Source organism: Paracoccus zhejiangensis, from assembly GCF_002847445.1.
In the GTDB taxonomy this organism is placed as follows: domain Bacteria; phylum Pseudomonadota; class Alphaproteobacteria; order Rhodobacterales; family Rhodobacteraceae; genus Paracoccus; species Paracoccus zhejiangensis.
Genome location: NZ_CP025430.1, coordinates 223532 through 241330, shown reverse-complemented (window position 1 = coordinate 241330; position 17799 = coordinate 223532). Strand labels below are relative to the sequence as shown.

At 65.1% G+C, this 17799-nt stretch carries 21 protein-coding genes; 9 read left to right on the top strand and 12 right to left on the bottom strand.

Annotation, left to right across the window (positions count from 1 at the left end):
- The 4 genes from CX676_RS01225 to CX676_RS01210 all read right to left on the bottom strand — a co-directional run bounded on the left by CX676_RS01225 (position 1) and on the right by CX676_RS01210 (position 2717).
- A complete protein-coding gene (locus CX676_RS01225; protein ID WP_198590253.1) occupies positions 1-1083 on the bottom strand; it encodes a PhoH family protein in 1083 nt (360 codons plus the stop codon).
- Between the two features lie 267 nt (positions 1084-1350).
- Complete coding sequence (locus CX676_RS01220; protein ID WP_101754054.1) at positions 1351-1878, bottom strand: MarR family winged helix-turn-helix transcriptional regulator; 528 nt, start codon at positions 1876-1878, stop codon at positions 1351-1353.
- 124 nt (positions 1879-2002) lie between these two features.
- Positions 2003-2278 (bottom strand): FAD assembly factor SdhE, encoded by a 276-nt coding sequence (locus tag CX676_RS01215; RefSeq protein WP_101750997.1) that lies wholly within the window; start codon positions 2276-2278, stop codon positions 2003-2005.
- On the bottom strand, positions 2271-2717 hold the full coding sequence (locus tag CX676_RS01210; protein WP_101750996.1) for a helix-turn-helix domain-containing protein: 447 nt from the start codon (positions 2715-2717) through the stop codon (positions 2271-2273). The genes CX676_RS01215 and CX676_RS01210 overlap by 8 nt, the downstream gene beginning before the upstream one ends.
- A gap of 52 nt (positions 2718-2769) precedes the next feature.
- Here CX676_RS01210 and CX676_RS01205 point away from each other — a divergent pair, with 52 nt between their 5' ends.
- Complete coding sequence (locus CX676_RS01205) at positions 2770-3972, top strand: pyridoxal phosphate-dependent aminotransferase (protein ID WP_101750995.1); 1203 nt, start codon at positions 2770-2772, stop codon at positions 3970-3972.
- A gap of 6 nt (positions 3973-3978) precedes the next feature.
- Here CX676_RS01205 and CX676_RS01200 read toward each other — a convergent pair whose 3' ends face one another.
- Complete coding sequence (locus CX676_RS01200; protein ID WP_157935817.1) at positions 3979-4221, bottom strand: hypothetical protein; 243 nt, start codon at positions 4219-4221, stop codon at positions 3979-3981.
- Positions 4222-4335: 114 nt separating this feature from the next.
- Here CX676_RS01200 and CX676_RS01195 point away from each other — a divergent pair, with 114 nt between their 5' ends.
- Positions 4336-5214 carry a LysR substrate-binding domain-containing protein gene (locus tag CX676_RS01195; protein ID WP_101750993.1) on the top strand — a complete coding sequence of 293 codons (879 nt, stop codon included), beginning with the start codon at positions 4336-4338 and terminating at the stop codon, positions 5212-5214.
- Between the two features lie 57 nt (positions 5215-5271).
- On the opposite strand, the gene CX676_RS01190 is transcribed toward CX676_RS01195, so the two are convergent.
- Positions 5272-6054 carry a 3-hydroxybutyrate dehydrogenase gene (locus tag CX676_RS01190; RefSeq protein WP_101750992.1) on the bottom strand — a complete coding sequence of 261 codons (783 nt, stop codon included), beginning with the start codon at positions 6052-6054 and terminating at the stop codon, positions 5272-5274.
- 327 nt (positions 6055-6381) lie between these two features.
- Here CX676_RS01190 and CX676_RS01185 point away from each other — a divergent pair, with 327 nt between their 5' ends.
- The 3 genes from CX676_RS01185 to CX676_RS01180 are packed head-to-tail and all read left to right on the top strand — an operon-like array spanning position 6382 to position 8689.
- On the top strand, positions 6382-8241 hold the full coding sequence (locus CX676_RS01185) for an extracellular solute-binding protein (protein WP_101750991.1): 1860 nt from the start codon (positions 6382-6384) through the stop codon (positions 8239-8241).
- The gene (locus tag CX676_RS23185) at positions 8241-8375 is read left to right on the top strand and encodes a hypothetical protein (RefSeq protein ID WP_269801966.1); all 135 of its coding nucleotides are present in this window, start codon (positions 8241-8243) and stop codon (positions 8373-8375) included. Before CX676_RS01185 ends, CX676_RS23185 begins: the two co-directional genes overlap by 1 nt.
- A complete protein-coding gene (locus CX676_RS01180; RefSeq protein ID WP_101750990.1) occupies positions 8372-8689 on the top strand; it encodes a hypothetical protein in 318 nt (105 codons plus the stop codon). The genes CX676_RS23185 and CX676_RS01180 overlap by 4 nt, the downstream gene beginning before the upstream one ends.
- Positions 8690-8727: 38 nt before the next feature.
- Here CX676_RS01180 and CX676_RS01175 read toward each other — a convergent pair whose 3' ends face one another.
- From CX676_RS01175 to xth, 3 genes are all read right to left on the bottom strand, one after another.
- Positions 8728-9015, bottom strand: a complete 288-nt coding sequence (locus CX676_RS01175; RefSeq protein ID WP_101750989.1) for a hypothetical protein — start codon at positions 9013-9015, stop codon at positions 8728-8730.
- 143 nt (positions 9016-9158) lie between these two features.
- Positions 9159-10325, bottom strand: a complete 1167-nt coding sequence (locus tag CX676_RS01170) for a BCCT family transporter (RefSeq protein ID WP_101750988.1) — start codon at positions 10323-10325, stop codon at positions 9159-9161.
- A 272-nt stretch (positions 10326-10597) separates the two neighbouring features.
- Entirely contained in the window at positions 10598-11383 is a 786-nt protein-coding gene (xth, locus tag CX676_RS01165) for an exodeoxyribonuclease III (RefSeq protein WP_101750987.1), read from the bottom strand.
- Positions 11384-11460: 77 nt separating this feature from the next.
- Here xth and CX676_RS01160 point away from each other — a divergent pair, with 77 nt between their 5' ends.
- Positions 11461-12129 (top strand): hypothetical protein, encoded by a 669-nt coding sequence (locus CX676_RS01160; protein ID WP_101750986.1) that lies wholly within the window; start codon positions 11461-11463, stop codon positions 12127-12129.
- Positions 12130-12133: 4 nt separating this feature from the next.
- On the opposite strand, the gene CX676_RS01155 is transcribed toward CX676_RS01160, so the two are convergent.
- Positions 12134-12457, bottom strand: a complete 324-nt coding sequence (locus CX676_RS01155; protein ID WP_101750985.1) for a HesB/IscA family protein — start codon at positions 12455-12457, stop codon at positions 12134-12136.
- A 69-nt stretch (positions 12458-12526) separates the two neighbouring features.
- On the opposite strand from CX676_RS01155, the gene CX676_RS01150 reads away from it, so the two are divergent.
- The 3 genes from CX676_RS01150 (at position 12527) to CX676_RS01140 (ending at position 15136) form a co-directional block, all read left to right on the top strand.
- The gene (locus CX676_RS01150) at positions 12527-13678 is read left to right on the top strand and encodes a deoxyguanosinetriphosphate triphosphohydrolase (protein ID WP_101750984.1); all 1152 of its coding nucleotides are present in this window, start codon (positions 12527-12529) and stop codon (positions 13676-13678) included.
- 190 nt (positions 13679-13868) lie between these two features.
- Positions 13869-14294: an OsmC family protein gene (locus tag CX676_RS01145; protein WP_101750983.1), complete on the top strand. Its 426-nt coding sequence runs from the start codon at positions 13869-13871 to the stop codon at positions 14292-14294.
- On the top strand, positions 14294-15136 hold the full coding sequence (locus CX676_RS01140; protein ID WP_101750982.1) for a transglutaminase-like domain-containing protein: 843 nt from the start codon (positions 14294-14296) through the stop codon (positions 15134-15136). The genes CX676_RS01145 and CX676_RS01140 overlap by 1 nt, the downstream gene beginning before the upstream one ends.
- Before the next feature lie 6 nt (positions 15137-15142).
- Here the strand turns inward: CX676_RS01140 and CX676_RS01135 are convergent, their stop codons facing one another.
- Positions 15143-16048, bottom strand: a complete 906-nt coding sequence (locus CX676_RS01135) for a DMT family transporter (protein ID WP_232816549.1) — start codon at positions 16046-16048, stop codon at positions 15143-15145.
- Positions 16045-17649, bottom strand: a complete 1605-nt coding sequence (locus CX676_RS01130; protein ID WP_408634469.1) for a peptide chain release factor 3 — start codon at positions 17647-17649, stop codon at positions 16045-16047. Before CX676_RS01130 ends, CX676_RS01135 begins: the two co-directional genes overlap by 4 nt.
- Positions 17650-17799 lie beyond the last annotated feature (150 nt).

Below are 17799 nucleotides of genomic sequence, written 5' to 3'. Positions count from 1 at the left end.
TCAGCCATCGGCCTCGACCCGGCGCGGGCGCCGCGGGATATAGCTGCCGCGCATGTCATCCGTTTCGCCGCGCGCCAGTGCCGCCTCGGCCTCGGCGTCATAGGCCATGATGATCTTGGCGACCAGCGGGTGGCGAACCACGTCCTTGGCGGTGAAATAGCTGAAACTGATCCCCTTGATATCATTCAGAATATGCTCGGCATCGACCAGCCCCGACTGGGTGCCGCGCGGCAGGTCGATCTGCGTGCGGTCGCCGGTGATGACCATGCGCGAGCCTTCACCCAGACGGGTCAGGAACATCTTCATCTGCATGGTCGAGGCGTTCTGCGCCTCGTCCAGCACCACGAAGGCATTGGCCAGCGTGCGCCCGCGCATGAAGGCCAAGGGCGCGATCTCGATGCGCTTTTCCTCCATCAGCTTCTGCATCTGCTTGCCGGGCAGGAAGTCGTTCAGCGCGTCATAGAGCGGCTGCATGTAGGGATCGACCTTCTCCTTCATGTCGCCGGGCAGGAACCCCAGGCGCTCGCCCGCCTCGACAGCAGGGCGCGACAGGATGATCTTGTCGACCTGACCGCTGATCAGCATGGTGACGCCCACCGCCACCGCCAGGTAGGTCTTGCCGGTGCCGGCCGGGCCGATGCCGAAGGCCAGTTCATTCTCGAACAGCGCGCGGACATAGGCTTTTTGCGCCTCGGTGCGCGGTTCGACCGATTTCTTGCGGGTGCGCAGCTCGTAATTGCCGGCGGCGAACATCTCGAGCTGTTCGATCGGCGAGGTTTCGGGCGCGGCCTCGCCGCCCATGCGCAGGGCCGCCTCGACCTCGCCCATCTCGACCGCGCGCCCCTGTTCCAGCCGGGCGTAAAGCGCGCGCAGCACCTGCGCCGCCTCGGTCTGCGCCTCGATCGGTCCGACGATGGCCAGAAGATTGCCGCGCCGCAGGATATGCACGCCCAAGGCCTCTTCGATCCGCGCCAGATGCCGGTCATTGGCACCGCAGAGATCAATCAGCAGGCGATTATCAGGGAATTCCAGCAGCGTTTCACTGGCGGCGGGGGCAGCGGGGGTAGTCGGGTTCAGACCCAAAAAGCGACTCCTGAAAAGGCTCTGGCCCAATGGTGGCAAGCCCGGGTCGTTTGCGCAAGGGACAGGGGCGAAATTCGGGCGAATTTTCCCCGGGTGGGCTGCGCTCTGCGGAAATCTGCCACCTCGGGCCGCGCGCGCCAGGGACTGACCCATCTACCTCGCCCGGGAGAGTCCTCCCGCGGGGCTTCGGCATCCACGCAGAGGCAGGACAAGCTGCGAGGCCCGCGCGTCCGGCGCGCGGGCCTCTCCGCACACTCGGGAACAAGGTCAATAGATATAGCGGATCTGCTCAGTCCAGTAACGTTCGATGCGGCGTGCCTGCAGGTTCACCTGTGCCAGCGGCGGATCGTCCAGCACGCCCGACATGGCGAGCTGATCGGCATGGCGGCGGAACAGGCCCAGCACGATCTGCCGCACCTCCTGCCCGGCCTCGGTCAGCCGCACCCGGACCGAACGGCGATCCAGATCGCAACGCTCGTGATGGACGTAGCCCATGCTGACCAGCTTCTTCAGGTTATAGCTGACATTGCTGCCCTGGTACATGCCGCGGGATCTCAGCTCTCCGGCCGAAACCTCTGATTCACCGAGGTTATAGAGGATCAGCGCCTGAACCGGGTTGAGATCCTGCCGCCCCAGCCGCTCGAACTCATCCTTGACCAGATCCTGCATCAGGCGGTGCAGACGCTCCAGCAATTGCAGCGCCTCGAGATAGGTCGCGGCCGTTGCTTCGCCGTTGTCACCAGCGGGCCGCGACGCATCCACGAAATCGCGTCGCGCGGGTGCAAGCATGGTCATCATCCGTCCTGATCTGACTGTCCTGAAGATGACCTTGCCCGAAAAACCCGAATCTCCGGTTAATCGGCGCCGCTTTCCCCGCGCGCCTTGCCTAAAATATGATGCGCCCGGTTAACCACGCAGATCAGCCACGCAGCCGCGCGCCGGCATGGCTGGCAATCACGTCGAGAAGCGGCGCCAGCTCCGCTGGTCCGCCCTCGCGCCCGGCAATGCGGGCGGTGATCCACAGGTAGAGGTCCTGATCGTTCTCGGACATCAGCGCCTCGTATTGCGCCATCATCGGTTCGGACAGATCGGCCAGCGGCCCGTCGGCGAAGGGGCCGAGGATCAGGTCCATTTCCTTCATCCCGCGCCGCCAGCTGCGCATCCTCAGGCGCCGCAGCCGCTGATCGTCATCCATTGCAACCCCCTGCATCACCTAAGCCATCGGCCAGCAGCTTCTCCAGCCGCGCCAGCCGCCGCGTAGCCTCGCGCAGGCTTTGCTGCAAGGCCCGGAATTCCGTCAGGATGGCGTCGCGCGAAGCCCCACCAGCCGACGCCTGCGCTGTCGCGGCCTCGCCCGAGGGCCCCTGCCCCTGGCCGCTGAGCAGCCAGACCAGCGACACGCCCATCAGCCCCGCCAGCATTCGCAGATGGTTCGCCCTAGGCTCGCGCTCGTCATGTTCCCACCCGTTCAGCGTGCTGGTGCGGACACCCAGTTTGCGGGCCAATGCCTCGGGCGTCATTCCCGCGCCTTCGCGCGCCGCGCTGATCCGGTCGCCCAAGGTGGCCTTGTCGTCGCTGTAGAAATCCTCGCCCAAAACATCCCCTTCCGTTGTGTTCGTCGCTTGTCTCGTCATGGCCCCAAGCCTAAGACAACCGGGCTGTCATTACAAATCAGGGGTCCGGGTCATGGCTTTTCTGTCCGATACGCTGGCACGCGTGAAACCGTCACCGACCATCGCGATGAGCGGCCGCGCGCTGGAATTGCGCGCTGCCGGGCAGGACATCATCAGCCTCTCGGCCGGCGAACCCGACTTCGACACGCCCGCCCATATCCGCGAAGCCGCCAAGGCCGCCATCGATGCGGGTCATACGCGCTATACCGCCGTTGACGGCATCCCGGCGCTGAAACAGGCGATCTGCGACAAGTTCGCGCGCGAGAACGGGCTGGACTACAAACCCTCGCAGGTCAGCGTCGGCACCGGCGGCAAGCAGATCCTCTACAATGCGCTGATGGCCACGCTGAACCCCGGCGACGAGGTGATCGTGCCGGCGCCCTATTGGGTCAGCTATCCCGACATGGTGCTGCTGGCGGGCGGCACGCCGGTCTTCGTGTCCTGCACCGCTGAACAGGGCTTCGTCATGTCGCCCGAGGCGCTGGAGGCGGCGATCACGCCCCGGACCAAATGGCTGATCCTCAATTCGCCCTCGAACCCTTCGGGCGCGGGCTATGACCGGGCGGCAATGCAGGCGCTGACCGATGTGCTGGTGAAACATCCCCATGTCTGGGTGCTGGCCGATGACATCTACGAGCATCTGGTCTTCGACGGTTTCGAGTTCGTCACCCCGGCGCAGGTCGAGCCGCGGCTGAAGGACCGCACCCTGACGATGAACGGGGTCAGCAAGGCCTATGCCATGACCGGCTGGCGCATCGGCTATGGCGCCGGGCCGGAGCTGCTGATCAAGGCCATGGCCAAGCTGCAGTCGCAATCGACCTCGAACCCCTCCTCGATCGGCCAATATGCGGCGCTGGCGGCGCTGAACGGGCCGCAGGATTACATTGCCGAAAGCCGCGCCGCCTTCCAGCGCCGGCGCGACCTGGTGGTGGCCGGGCTGAACACCTGCCCCGGGATCGACTGCCCGACGCCGGTTGGCGCCTTCTATGTCTATCCTTCGATCAAGGACCTACTGGGCAAGACCTCGGCCGGCGGAAAGGTGATCGAGAATGACGAGGCCTTCGCCAATGCGCTGCTGGAGGAAACCGGCGTGGCGGTGGTCTTCGGTGCGGCATTCGGCCTCAGCCCGCATTTCCGCATCTCCTACGCGACCAGCGACGCCGAACTGACCGACGCGATTGCCCGCATCAAGGGCTTCTGCGAGGGCTGCCGCTAGGCGGCCCTAAAGCGGCCAATAGGGCATGGGATCGCGCTCAAGCCTTGCCCCGCCATCCAGCCCGATGTCGCGGCGCAGATGCTCGGGCACATAGCGCAGGTCGCGCGCCAGATCGCGGGTGACGCGGCTGGCGCAGGGATGGGTCGGCATCGCCCCCTCGGGCCAGAGCCACACGGCCAGATCGATGGCGCGCGACCAGAAGAGGGACAGGCGGGACGGGCGCGACAGGTTGCAGGTTTCGCTGGACATGATGTCCTCCATTTCAAGCCTGACTGTTTCAGGCGGTTGATCCATGCCACCAAGCTGCTATGATTTGCGGGCCATATCCAACAAAGACCCGGCAACCGTTCATAAGGCCAGCTTATGCAGCTCCCGCCCCTCGCCGCCATCCGCGCCTTTGAATCGGCCGCCCGGCACCTGTCGTTCACCAAGGCGGCGGACGAGCTGGGCCTGACCCAGGCCGGGATCAGCTACCAGATCAAGCTGCTGGAGGAACGTCTGGGTCAGGCCCTGTTCCTGCGCCAGCCCCGCGCACTGCAACTGACCGAGCTGGGCGAGCGGCTTGCCCTGCCCACCACGCAGGCCTTTGACCTGTTGCGCAATGCCTATGCCGACAGTTCGGGCCGGGCCTCAACTCTGTCGATCACCACCCCGGTCACCCTGTCGGGGAACTGGCTGGCCGAGCGGCTGGGGCGCTTCCAGATGGATCACCCCGAGCTGGCGCTGCGGCTGGATGCCAGCGACAAGAACATCAACTTCGCCCGCGACGATTTCGACCTGGCGATCCGCTTTGGCCATGGCGACTGGCCGGGTCTGACCGCGCATCGGCTGTTCGATTTCGAGATCACCCCGATGCTGTCCCCGCGCCTGCTGGAGGGTCGCCGGTTGACCGACCCGGCAGAACTTCTGACCCTGCCCCGGATCGACTCGGGCGATCCGCATTGGGCGATGTGGTTCTGCAAGGCCGGGATCGCGGACCTGCCCGAGGCCGCCAGCCCGACGCCGGACCTCGGCACCCAGATCCACGAGGCCCGCGCCGCCATTGCCGGTCAGGGCGTGGCGGTGCTGACCCCGCGCTTCTTCCGCTACGAGCTGGCGACGGGCAGCCTGGCCCAGCCCTTCCAGATGACCTGTGGCAACGGCAAATCCTATTGGCTGGTCTATCCAGAGGCGCGGCGCAACCGCCCGGCGATCCGCGCCTTCCGCCAGTTCATCCTGGCCGAGGCCGCCGCCGACCGATGAGAAAAGGGGCACGGCCAAGACGGCCGCACCCCTTCATTTGTCAGCACAAGGCTTGGCTCAGAGCGCCGTCCAGCCGCCATCGACCGAGATCGTGGTGCCGGTGATCTGCGCCGCCGCATTGCTGCAGAGGAACACGGCGGTACCGCCCAGTTCCTCGACCGTGGCGAACTGCTTCGAGGGCTGGCGGGTCAGCAGCACGTTGCGCACCACCTCCTCGCGGGTCATCTTGTATTCCTTCATCGTGTCGGGAATCTGCGCCTCGACCAGCGGGGTCAGCACATAGCCCGGGCAGATGGCATTGGCGGTGATCGGTTCTTCCGCCGTTTCCAGCGCCGTCACCTTGGTCAGTCCGACCACGCCATGCTTGGCGGCGACATAGGCCGATTTGAACGGGCTGGCGGTCAGACCATGCGCCGAGGCGATGTTGATCACCCGGCCCCAGCCGGCCTTGCGCATCATCGGCAGCGCGGCAGCGGTGGTGTGGAAGGCCGAGCTGAGGTTGATGGCGATGATCGCGTCCCATTTGTCGGTCGGGAATTCCGGGATCGGCGCGACATGCTGGATGCCGGCATTGTTGACCAGGATGTCGCAGCTGCCCGCCTTCTCGACCAGTGCGCGGCATTGATCGCCCTTGGACATGTCCGCCTGGATATAGCGCGCGGTGACACCGAATTCCTTGCCCAGCTTTTCCGCCAGCGCGTGATCCTCGTCGCGGTCGGTAAAGCTGTTCAGCACGATATTGGCACCCGCCCGCGCCAGTTCGGTCGCAACGCCCAGACCGATGCCGGAATTCGAGCCGGTCACGACGGCCGTCTTGCCGGTGAGGAATGTGTCAAACATGGGGAATCTCCAATTCGTCGACTTTGCGCCTGCAGCATAGGCGCGCCATGCGGCAGGTGCAGCAGGAAACTTTGGCGCGGCAATGGCGCGCGGTTTCCTGCCCGCCAGGCATAATATCGATGGCGGCAGCCCGAAAAAAAAGCGCCCGCACAAGGCGGGCGCAAGTCATGAGGCAGGTTTCATACAGGCAAGAAACCTATCGAGCAGTGAGTTATTTATACGCGATCAACCGCCGGAGTCCAAGGTCGAAGTTCACGCCTTGGTTGACGCTGGCCTCGTCTGCCGGTTGAAATCACTGCAAAACCAGAACGAGGCAGGCACCCGATCATGCGAATCTTGAAAATCCTTAACGAATCCGCGAGCGAAAGGCGATTTTTCGTGAGATTCGCCCTCGCGGCGACTGTTGCCGCAATGCCGCTGGCAAGCTTTGCCGAGCCCAGCCATGGCATTGCAATGTATGGAGAACCTGCCCTTCCGGCCGGGTTCACCTCGCTGCCTTACGCCAATCCCGAGGCCCCGAAAGGCGGCTCGATTCGCTTTGCCGAGCCGGGCGGGTTCGATTCGCTGAAGTCCTGGGTACTGAAGGGTAACCCGGTCTTCTTCGGCACCATGTCGGTCGTTGCCGAAACCTTGATGTATCGCAGCATCGACGAGCCCTTCACCCTTTACGGGCTGCTGGCCGAAAGCGTCGAGACCGACGAGAGTCGCAGCTGGATCGAGTTCACCCTGCGCCCCGATGCCAAGTTCTCGGACGGCTCACCCGTCACGGTCGAGGATGTGATCTGGTCCTACGAAACGCTCGGCACGCAGGGCCATCCCCGCTATCTGGGCGCGTGGGAGAAGGTCGAGAAGATCGAGAAGACCGGCGAGAACAAGGTCCGTATCACCTTCAACACCCTCGACCGGGAATTGCCGCTGATCATGGGCCTGCGCCCGATCCTGAAGAAGGCGCAGTGGGAGGGCAAGGATTTCACCGAATCCGGGCTCGAGGTGCCGATCGGCTCTGGTCCCTATGTGGTGGACAAGGTGGATGCCGGCCGCTCGATCAGCTTCAAGCGCAACCCGGACTATTGGGGCAAGGATCTGCCGATCAATGCCGGGAGGAACAATCTCGACATCATCCGCTATGATTATTTCGGCGATGCCAATGCCATGTTCGAGGCCTTCCGCGCCGGCGAGGTCGATGTCTGGCGCGAGCTGTCGCCGACGAAATGGGATACCGAGTTCAGCTTTCCGCGCGTCACCTCGGGCGAAGTGGTGAAATCCGAGATCGGCAATGAACGCCCCTCAGGGATCATGGGGCTGGTGATGAACACCCGCAATCCGATCTTCGCCGACTGGCGCGTGCGCGAGGCGATGATCGAGGCGTTCAACTTCCAGTTCATCAACTCCACGCTGAACGGCGGCAAGGAACCCCGGATCACCTCCTATTTCTCGAATTCGGTTCTGGCGATGCAGCCCGGTGCGGCCGAGGGCCGGGTGAAGGAGCTGTTGCAGCCCTTCGCCACCGACCTGCCGCCCGGCACGATGGAGGGCTATACCCTGCCCGAGGGCTCGGACAAGGCGCTGGACCGGCGGGGACTGCGCGGGGCGCTGAAGCTGATGGAGGAGGCCGGCTGGACGGTGCAGGACGGCGTGTTGAAAAACGCCGAGGGCCAGCCCTTCGCCTTCGAGATCGTGCTGAACCAGTCGGGCAGCGCCATGCGCACCGCCGCCGAGACCCAGCAGATGGTGGATATCTATATCGAATCGCTGCGCAACCTCGGCATCACCCCCAAGGTGACGCTCTTGGACGCGGCGCAATATGTGGACCGTACCAACCGCTATGACTTCGACATGACCTGGTATGAACGCGCCCTGTCGCTGTCGCCGGGGAACGAGCAACTGCTCTATTGGGGCGCCGCCGGCGTGACCGAGCCGGGCAGCCGCAACTGGATGGGGATGAACAGCCCCGCCGCCGAGGCGATGATCACCGAGATGCTGAATGCCGCCGGTCCCGAGGATTTCACCGCCGCCGTGCGGGCGCTGGACCGGGTGCTGACGGCGGGACGCTATGTCATCCCGGTCAGCTATTCGCCGATTTCTCGACTGGCGCATAGTTCCAGCCTGCATTATCCTGAAAAGACGCCGATTTACGGCGATTGGCCGGGTTTCATGCCGGACGTGTGGTGGCAGGAGGCCCAGTGATGAAGATCGTCGTATTGGCTCTGCTGGCCACCCTGACCGTGGCCGGATGCAACACCGTCGCCGGGGTGGGCGAGGATATTACCGGCGCAGCACGCACCGTCCAGGGCAGCATGGGCGGAGGGGGATACCAATGAAGTGGCATCACGTTCAGGAGAACTGGTCCGCCTTCTACGAGGCGATCTTGGACAAGTGGCCTGAAGCCGAGGAATCCGAGCTGGACGAGATCGACGGCGACCAGCGCGCCTTCATCGCCTATATCGCCGATGTGACCGAACAGGACGTGCGCGAGGCGCGCGACGAGATCCGCGAATGGCTGACGGGCGAGATCCCGTCAGACGTGGTCATGGACCCAAGCCATGACAATCACTCGATCTCGCTCAGCTCGAAATACGTCCCCGATGGCGAGGACGAATATGACGACGACGCCCGCTTTGGCGACGGTGACTGAGGCATAGGCCCGGCCCGGTGCCGGGCCGGCCACTTCGCTCAATTCGACCAGTTGGCGATCACGTCATAGCCGCCCGGCGTCGGCGGCCCCTCGAGATGCGGCGCGAAGGCTTTCCAGATCTCGGCGATCAGGGCGTTGTTGGCATTGGCGATCGCGGCGCTGTCGGACAGGGAAATCACATATCCCTGCCCATCCTCGTTCACCACGTTGATGAACTGCCTCAGGCCCGGCAATGCCATGATCTGGCTGTGCACCGAGTTCTGAAGATCGGTCGCAGCCGCAAGGCTGCCGGGCTTCAGCCGGTAGATGGTCACACGTGCGAACATGCTGATGTCTCCCTGTTGCGGCAGAGTGCAAAAGGGCCCTCTCGCTACGGGATCGGTCGGGCTGCGTCCCGGCCGATCTCTGCACAAGATCCGTGTCGATCAGCCTAGCATGGCCGCCGGTTTTCGCCAAACGGCGGTCCCGCCTATTCCCCCGCCTTCACCGCCGTGCCCTGCAGCCCCGACAGCCGGTCCAGCCGCTGCAACATCAGCGCATAGATGACGCCGTAGAGGCCAGCCACCACCAGCCCGACCCACTGGATCTGGAAGGGGGTGTAGAAATAGGCGATCACCAGCAGGAATTGCAGGATGAAGTGCAGCGGGTAATAGACCCGGTCGCCCAGTTGTTCCCGCGACCAGCCCAGGTTGGCGGCATAGAGGCGGATCAGGCTGTCCAGCGAGTTGACCACGAAGACGATGCCCACGCCGATCATGAACCAGTTGAGCCAGCCGGGAATGACGATCTGATTCTGATGATAGACGAACAGCACGCAGAACCACAGCCCCAGCGGGATCGCCGGCAAAAGCACCATCGCCCCGGCCAGTTGCCAGACCGGCAACCCGCCGACGAAACGGGCGACAAACTGTCCGATCATGATGCTCCAGGCAAACCACCAGAACAGGTAGAATTCGTGGTAGTCCGAGATCGGCGTGGTGAAGCGCGCGATATTGGGGAAATAGTCCATCAGCAGCCCGATATTGCCGAAGAAACTGCCGATGCCCGTGCCGCTATAGGCCAGCGCCACCACCGCGAGCGTGGTGAACGCCAGGAGGCCGAAACCGTAGGTCGAGACGATGGCCAGCCATTTCATGATGGCAAAATTGCCGCTCGACACGACCGAGAAGGCAATCACCCCGATGGCCAGCCCCCAGATCGCCCATTGCGGCAGGTCGGGCGCATAGGTCGGCAGGTTGATCATGAACAGGTAGCAGGTGAAGGAGCAGGTGGCGATGACGGTCAGGTTATAGACCCATTTCACCGCCGGGATCTCGAACAGGCGCAGGCGCGGCTCGATGGCGACGAAATAGAAGGTGGCGACGAAATACATCAGCCAGACCAGCGGTCCCCACATGCCGAACTCGACCGCCAGCGCATTGGTGAAGGCATAGGCCTGATCGCCCTCGTAGATCGGGAACTCGCCCAAGGGGAGCATTACCAGCCCCATGTCGAGGCCCGCGGTGAACAGCAGCGCGACCAGCGTGAACACGCCCACCGGGGTCTCGCCGGTGACACGCAGGCGCGGCCAGCGGATCAGCACGAAGATCGCGCAGGCCAGAACACTCAGATAGGCGACGGTGATGATCGGGGTCATGGAGATCCTCTCTGACGGTCACGGGGACGAAGGTCGGTCGGGTCGGTCCAGAAACGCAGATTCAGCGTAAGCGTAATGCAGTCGGGTGAATTTCGCGACAATATCGGCTGCCGCAGGGTCAACTTTCGGATGTGCTTGCCGGATATTGATTGATCAGTCAATCAAAAACCTTTCGCGGCAGACCCGCATCAAGGCCCATACGGCGAAATTGCGCGCGCAGGAGCGATCAGCGGCGCGAGCGCAGCCAGCCTTTTGCCTTCGGTAAATGTGGATCAGGCGGCCAGCCGCACCCAGACGGGCACGTGGTCACTGGGCTTGTCGCCGTCCCGTGCCGCGCGGTCCACGCCGCTCTCCTCGACCAGATCGGCGGCCTCGGGGCTCAGCAGCAGGTGATCAATGCGGATGCCGTTATCCTTCGGCCAGGCCCCGGCCTGGTAGTCCCAGAAGGTGAAGGGTCCGCGATCGGTGAAGGGATCGGCCAGCCGCAGCGCATCGCTCCAGCCTTCCGCCGCGATCCGGCGCAGGGCGGCGCGGCTTTCGGGCAGGAACAGCGCATCGCCGGTCCATTGCTCGGGCTTGGCGGCATCGCGCGGCTGGGGGATGACGTTGTAATCGCCCAGCATCACCACCGGCATCTCGCCCGCCAGCAGTTCCTCGGCCCGCGTCTTCAGCCGTTCCATCCACGCCAGCTTGTAATCGTATTTCGGCCCCGGTGCGGGGTTGCCATTCGGCAGGTACAGCCCGGCAATGCGCACCGCGCGCGCGCCGATCACGGTCGCCTCGATATAGCGGGCCTGCTCGTCCGTGTCGTCGCCGGGCAACCCGCGCGTCACGTCCTCCAGCGGCAGCTTCGACAGGATGGCGACGCCGTTGAAGCCCTTCTGGCCATGGGTCTCGACCGTCCAGCCCAGATCCTCGAAATGCTCGCGCGGGAAACCCTCGTCCACCGACTTGATTTCCTGCAGCACGACGACATCGGCCTCGGACCCGGCCAGCCAGTCGGTCAGGGCCTCGATCCGCGCCTTGACGCCATTGATGTTGAAGCTTGCGATTTTCATGGCCGCACCATGGCGCGCGGTGCCGTGATTGGCAAGCCGCGCGGCAGCGCCCTAGACTGGCCGCGAAAGGAACGCCCTTGCGCCTGATCCTCGCCCTTCTCGTCGCGCTTGCCGCCTTGCCCGCCCTGGCTGCCGAGCGCCCGGTGGCCGGGCTGATGTGGAACCGCAGCGGGCTGCCCGCCACCTTGCCCCTGCAGCTGCACAGCGAGGCCGGGCTCGATCATGTGGTGATGCTGACCCCGCCCGGGGGCGATGCGCCGGTGCTGGCTGCCTATATCCGCGGCGGGGCGTTCTTCCGGGTGCTGGTGCCGCCGGGGGACTGGCAGATCGCTATTGCCTCGGGCGCCGAGTGGCAGGGTGGTGAGGCGCTGTTCGGTGCAGCGACACAATGGACCAGCCTGCCCGAGCCGCTGCATTTCGGCGTGGCCGACGGCTCGCGCCGCGAGGGGCATATGCTGTGGCTGGGACAGGAGGGCGACCAGGTGGCAATCACCGAAACCGCACCGCAGACCATCTGCGAGTTGGCGGGGTTGAGCAGTCAGACCCGCGACCTGCGCGACGACAGCGCACCCGATTGGACACGCGATCTGACGGAGGAGCGGCCGGCGGTCCGCAAGCCACCCTCGGAGCCGCGCGTATCGACGCAAGCCCTGAGCTTCGACCGCCTGCCCGCACCGCAGGCGCAGCGCCCGCCGCTCAACTACCAGAGCCGCGAATTGCGCCTGCGCCGGGTCTTCTGCGACTGAGGGATCACATCGAGAAGGAGGTGCCGCAGCCGCAGCTCGAGGTGGCGTTGGGGTTCTCGATCACGAAGCGCGCACCGATCAGCTCGTCGCTGAAATCGATCACAGCGCCGGCCAGGAACGGCAGCGACACCGGGTCGACGATCACCCGCTGACCGCCGCCTTCCAGCACCAGGTCGTCGGCCTCGGCATCGTCCATGCGGATCTCGTATTGGAAGCCGGAACAGCCGCCGCCCAGCACCGCCACGCGCAGCGGGCGCGGCACAGCGCCGTCATTGATCTCGGCCAGTCGCGCAAAGGCCCGATCAGTCACTTTCGGAGGCAGGTTCATCGGTTGTTCCCGTTTTCGCCGTTGAGTCCGAAATATAGGCTTCGCCCCGACGCCCTGCAAGGAACAGACATGACCGCACCCTATGCCTGCCAGCCGCAAGACAGTCGCGGCCGCCTCTGGCCCGAGCGCATGTCGACCTTCCGCAGCCCCTGGCAGCGTGACCGCGACCGCATCATCCATTCCTCGGCCTTCCGGCGGCTGAAGCACAAGACGCAGGTCTTCGTGGAACTGGAGGGCGAGGAATATCGCGGCGACTATTTCCGCACCCGGCTGACCCATACGATCGAGGTGGCGCAGGTCGCCCGCACCATTGCAGGCGCCCTGGACCTGAACACCGAACTGGCCGAGACCGTGGCGCTGGCCCATGATCTGGGCCACCCGCCCTTCGGCCATACCGGCGAGGATGCGCTGGCCGCGCTGATGGCGCCCTATGGCGGCTTTGACCACAACGCGCAGGCGCTGCGCATCGTCACCCGGCTGGAACGGCATTACGCCGATTTCGACGGGCTGAACCTGACCTGGGAATCGCTGGAAGGCATCGCCAAGCATAACGGCCCGGTCACCGGCCCCCTGCCCTATGCGCTGGCCGAGGTGAATGCCCAGTGGGATCTGGAACTGCACACCAATGCCAGCGCCGAGGCACAGGTGGCTGCCGTGGCCGATGACGTGGCCTATAACCACCATGACCTGCATGACGGGCTACGCGCGGGCCTGTTCACCGAAGAGGAATTGCGCGAGTTGCCGGTAATCGGTCCGGCCTTCTCCCGCGTGGATGAGCTTCATCCCGGCCTCGACCCGATGCGCCGCCGGCACGAGGCGCTGCGCCGGGTCTTTGGCGTGATGGTCGAGGATGTGATCGCCGTGGCCCGCAATCGCCTGACCAGCCTGCAGCCCACATCAGCCCAGCAGATCCGCGACATGGAGGGGCCGATCATCCGCTTTTCCAAGCCGCTCTACCAGAACATCAAGGCGATCAAGTCCTTCCTGTTCACCCGCATGTATCGCGCCCCCTCGGTGGTCGAGGAACGCGCCAGCGCCACGGCGATGCTGAACGACCTGTTTCCGCTGTTCCTCGCCGATCCGGCGCAGATGCCCGATCATTGGGGGCTGGAAGCCGCCGCGATGTCCTCCGAGACCGAGCGGGCGCGGATGGTGCTCGACTACGTTGCCGGCATGACCGACCGTTTCGCCATGTCGGAATGGCGGCGGCTCTGCGGCTGACGCCGCACGTCTCGCGGGCTTTCGTCGTCCCTCATCAGGCCAATGCGATGCGCCACCTGCCCCGACACAAGCAGGCGCGGAGGCTGGCTGCCCGCCCGCCGTGCAGTTGCACAAAAAGCAACCCTCGCGGGTTGAACCGGCGCTGACCCAAAGGCGTTGATCAGGCAGACAGAACGAAAGGAGCTCTGCGATGATCAAGAAATCGGGTTCGGCCAAGTGGGATGGCGGTCTGAAGACCGGCGGCGGCACCGTCTCGACGCAATCGGGGGCGCTGAAGGATCAGCCCTACGGCTTCAACACCCGTTTCGAGGGTGTGGCCGGAAGCAATCCCGAGGAATTGCTGGGCGCCGCACACGCCGCCTGCTTCTCGATGGCGCTGTCGCTGATGCTGGAACAGGCCGGGATCAAGAACACCTCGGTCGAAACCACGTCCGAGATTTCGCTGGAGCCCGATCCCGCCGGTGGCTTCAAGGTGACGAAGGCGCACCTGGTCACGAAGATCTCGGGCGATGGTGACCGTGACGAGATGCTGAGGTTGGCTGGCGAGGCCGAGACCGGCTGCCCGATCAGCAAGGTGCTGAACGCCGAGATCTCGCTGGACGCGACGGTGGTGTGATGCGGCTCCGGGTCGGCCACGAGATCACCATTTCTGCCGACCGGGACACACCCTTGGTCTGCCTTGTCGCGCCGCATGTGTCGCGGCAGGGCGATTTTCTGGGTCCCGAGCTGGTCGAGACCGACCCGCAGGTGCCCATCCACAGCTATTTCGATCTCTACGGCAATATCTGCCGGCGCCTGATCGCGCCGGCGGGCAGGTTCACCCTGCGGGGCGACGTGACCCTGCTGGATGACGGGCAGGTCGACGAGGTGGACGAGGCCGCGCCCGAATGGCCGGTCGAGGCGCTGCCCGACGACGTGCTGACCTTCCTCACCGGCTCGCGCTATGTCGAGACCGACCTGATCAGCCAGGAAGCCTGGGATCTTTTCGGCGGGGTCGCCCCCGGTTGGGGTCGGGTGCAGCATATCGTCGATTATGCCAACGCCCGGCTGACCTTCGACTACCAGCAGGCCTCGGCCACCCGCACCGCGACCGAGGCCAATGCCGGTCGGGTCGGCGTCTGCCGCGACTTCGCCCACCTGGCGCTGGCCTTCCTGAGGGCGCTGAACATCCCGGCGCGCTATGTGAACGGCTACCTGGGGGATATCGGCGTGCCCGATCCGGGTCACCCGATGGATTTCTCGGCCTGGATCGAGGTCTATCTGGGTGGCAAGTGGTATACCTTCGACCCGCGCAACAACGCCGCCCGCATCGGCCGCGTGGTGGTGGCGCGCGGCCATGACGCCGCCGATGTGCCTCTGCTGAACAGCTTCGGTGCGCACCGGCTGGAGAAGTTCACCGTCTGGTGCGACGCGGTGGACGAGCAGGGCCAGAAGATCGACGGCATGGCCTTCGCCTGAGGGCGGTCAGCGCAGGAAGATCAGCGCCATGCCGGCGCAGGCGATGGCCGCGCCCAGCCAGCTTGCCCCGGTCGGTCGCTGCCCGGTTCTCAGCCACAGCATCGGCAGGATCAGCACCGGCGAGGTCGCCGAGAGGGTCGAGATGATCCCGACCTTACCGCCGGCCAGCGCGAACATCAGCAGCGTCATGCCAAGGCCCAGCCCGATCACCGCCGTCGCCAGTGCCGGCCAGAGGACGGCAGGCGTTATCGGGTTCGGCGGCCCCATCGGCACCCGCGCCACCATCATCGCGCTGGCCGAGAGTGCCATGCAAAGCCCCGAGGCCGCCACCCGGATCAGCGAGGCGACATAGGGATCAACCCCCAGCTCCATCACCGGACGGGCGACCAAGGCACCGCCAGCCTGCCCCAGCGCGGCCCCAAGGCCGAAGGCGATGCCGGTCAGGATGATGCCCTCGGTCTGCTCGAACCGGTGGGCATGGGCCGGCGGGCGTCCGACAATGGCGATGGCGACGCCAACGGCGGTGGTGGCGATGCCCAGGATGGCCTGCAAGTTCAATTGCTCGTCCAGCAGCAGCCAGCCAAGCGCCGCCGCCATCGGCGCATTCAGCGCGAAGACCGCGCCGGCGCGCCGCGCACCCAGCCGCCCGACGGCGGCGAAGTTCAGCGTGTCGCCGATATAGATGCCGATGATGCCCGAGATGATTAGCACCACGGCGGACCAGCGCGACAGGTCGCTGCCCTGCGACCAGACCGCGACGATGCCGCTGAGCAGCACGATCACGAAGCCATGGCGCAAGAGGTTGAAGCGGAACGGCCCGATTTCGCGCACCGCGCCGGTGACGATGGTGCCGGTAAAGGCCCAGCAAGCCGCCGCCCCAAGGGCGGCCAACTCGTGAACCGGCAGACTCACACCATCATCTCTTTCGTCGCCGTCAGCTTCAGGTCCGGGTGATCGCGCACCACGCGGTCGATGTCCCATTGCAACCGGGTCAGATAGACCGGATCGCCGTCATGGTCGCTGGCCATGTGCTGCTTGTTCTGGTTGGCAAAGGCATCCAGTTTCGCCTGCGGTCCACTGACCCAACGCGCAGAGGTGAATTGCGAGGGCTCAAAACGGACCGGAATGCCGTATTCGATCTCGATGCGGCTCGCCAGCACCTCGAATTGCAGCTGGCCCACCACGCCGACGATGAAGCCCGAGCCGATCATCGGCTTGAACACCTTGGCGGCACCTTCCTCGGCGAATTGCATCAGCGCCTTTTCCAGGTGCTTGGCCTTCATCGGATCGCCCGAGCGAACGGTCTGCAGCAGTTCCGGCGCGAAGGAGGGGATGCCGGTAAAGCGCAGCCCCTCGCCCTCGGTCAGCGCGTCGCCGATGCGCAATTGCCCGTGGTTCGGGATGCCGATGATGTCGCCGGCCCAAGCCTCCTCGGCCAGTTCACGGTCGGCGGCGAGGAACAGCACCGGGTTGGTGACCGCCATGGGCTTCTTCGAGCGCACATGGGTGAGCTTCATCCCGCGCTCGAAATGGCCGCTGGCCAAGCGCACGAAGGCGACGCGGTCGCGGTGCTTGGGGTCCATGTTCGCCTGCACCTTGAAGACGAAGCCGGTCACCGGGTCTTCTTCGGGCGCGATCTGGCGCTCGGCGGCCATCTGCGGCTGCGGCGTCGGGCCGTATTGGCTAATGCCGTTCATCAGCTCCTTCACGCCGAAGCTGTTGATGGCGCTGCCGAACCAGATCGGCGTCAGGTGACCTTCGAGGAAGCTCTGCCGGTCGAAGGCGGGCAGCAATTCCCGCGCCATCTCGACCTCTTCGCGCAGCTTTGCCAGCAGGTCGGCGGGGATGTGATCGGCCAGTTTCGGATCGTCGAGGCCCGAGATCTTGACCGATTCCGCCACCTTGTTGCGGTCGGCGCGGTCCATGATCTCCAGCCGGTCATGCAGGAGGTCATAGGCGCCGATGAACTCGCGCCCCATGCCGATGGGCCAGCTGGCCGGGCACACGTCGATCGCCAGATTTTCCTGAATCTCGTCGATGATCTCGAAAGTGTCGCGGCTTTCGCGGTCCATCTTGTTGCAGAAGGTCAGGATCGGCAGGTCGCGCAGACGGCAGACTTCGAACAGCTTGCGGGTCTGGCTCTCGACGCCCTTGGCCCCGTCGATCACCATGATCGCCGCATCCACGGCGGTCAGTGTGCGATAGGTGTCTTCCGAGAAATCGCTGTGACCCGGCGTGTCGACGAGGTTGAAGCGGTGCCCGTCATATTCGAAGGACATGGCCGAGGCCGAGACCGAGATGCCCCGGTCCTGTTCCATCTTCATGAAGTCCGAGCGCGTGCGCCGCGCCTCGCCCTTGGCCCGCACCTGCCCGGCCATCTGGATCGCCCCGCCGAACAGCAGGAATTTCTCGGTCAGCGTGGTCTTGCCGGCGTCGGGATGCGAGATGATCGCAAAGGTCCGGCGGCGGGCGATTTCGGGCGGGAGGTCGGGGCGGTTTTCCATGCCGCGCATGTAGCCTGCGTTGGGGCGTTCTGCAATGCGGGCCTGAGCACGGCCGCCGAAGCCGGGGGCGCGTCGCCCCCCGGACCCCCAGAGGATATTTGCGCCAAGATGAAACGGGCGCGCGCGGTGATTAACCGGGCGTTAAGCTTGCAGGGCTAG

Coding starts and splice junctions, on each gene's coding strand:
- CX676_RS01220 (WP_101754054.1), bottom strand. CDS start 1,878: ATGACCATGCTTGCACCCGCGCGACGCGATTTCGTGGATGCGTCGCGG.
- CX676_RS01215 (WP_101750997.1), bottom strand. CDS start 2,278: ATGGATGACGATCAGCGGCTGCGGCGCCTGAGGATGCGCAGCTGGCGG.
- CX676_RS01210 (WP_101750996.1), bottom strand. CDS start 2,717: ATGACGAGACAAGCGACGAACACAACGGAAGGGGATGTTTTGGGCGAG.
- CX676_RS01205 (WP_101750995.1), top strand. CDS start 2,770: ATGGCTTTTCTGTCCGATACGCTGGCACGCGTGAAACCGTCACCGACC.
- CX676_RS01200 (WP_157935817.1), bottom strand. CDS start 4,221: ATGTCCAGCGAAACCTGCAACCTGTCGCGCCCGTCCCGCCTGTCCCTC.
- CX676_RS01195 (WP_101750993.1), top strand. CDS start 4,336: ATGCAGCTCCCGCCCCTCGCCGCCATCCGCGCCTTTGAATCGGCCGCC.
- CX676_RS01190 (WP_101750992.1), bottom strand. CDS start 6,054: ATGTTTGACACATTCCTCACCGGCAAGACGGCCGTCGTGACCGGCTCG.
- CX676_RS01185 (WP_101750991.1), top strand. CDS start 6,382: ATGCGAATCTTGAAAATCCTTAACGAATCCGCGAGCGAAAGGCGATTT.
- CX676_RS23185 (WP_269801966.1), top strand. CDS start 8,241: ATGAAGATCGTCGTATTGGCTCTGCTGGCCACCCTGACCGTGGCCGGA.
- CX676_RS01180 (WP_101750990.1), top strand. CDS start 8,372: ATGAAGTGGCATCACGTTCAGGAGAACTGGTCCGCCTTCTACGAGGCG.
- CX676_RS01175 (WP_101750989.1), bottom strand. CDS start 9,015: ATGTTCGCACGTGTGACCATCTACCGGCTGAAGCCCGGCAGCCTTGCG.
- CX676_RS01170 (WP_101750988.1), bottom strand. CDS start 10,325: ATGACCCCGATCATCACCGTCGCCTATCTGAGTGTTCTGGCCTGCGCG.
- xth (WP_101750987.1), bottom strand. CDS start 11,383: ATGAAAATCGCAAGCTTCAACATCAATGGCGTCAAGGCGCGGATCGAG.
- CX676_RS01155 (WP_101750985.1), bottom strand. CDS start 12,457: ATGAACCTGCCTCCGAAAGTGACTGATCGGGCCTTTGCGCGACTGGCC.
- CX676_RS01150 (WP_101750984.1), top strand. CDS start 12,527: ATGACCGCACCCTATGCCTGCCAGCCGCAAGACAGTCGCGGCCGCCTC.
- CX676_RS01145 (WP_101750983.1), top strand. CDS start 13,869: ATGATCAAGAAATCGGGTTCGGCCAAGTGGGATGGCGGTCTGAAGACC.
- CX676_RS01140 (WP_101750982.1), top strand. CDS start 14,294: ATGCGGCTCCGGGTCGGCCACGAGATCACCATTTCTGCCGACCGGGAC.
- CX676_RS01130 (WP_408634469.1), bottom strand. CDS start 17,649: ATGCGCGGCATGGAAAACCGCCCCGACCTCCCGCCCGAAATCGCCCGC.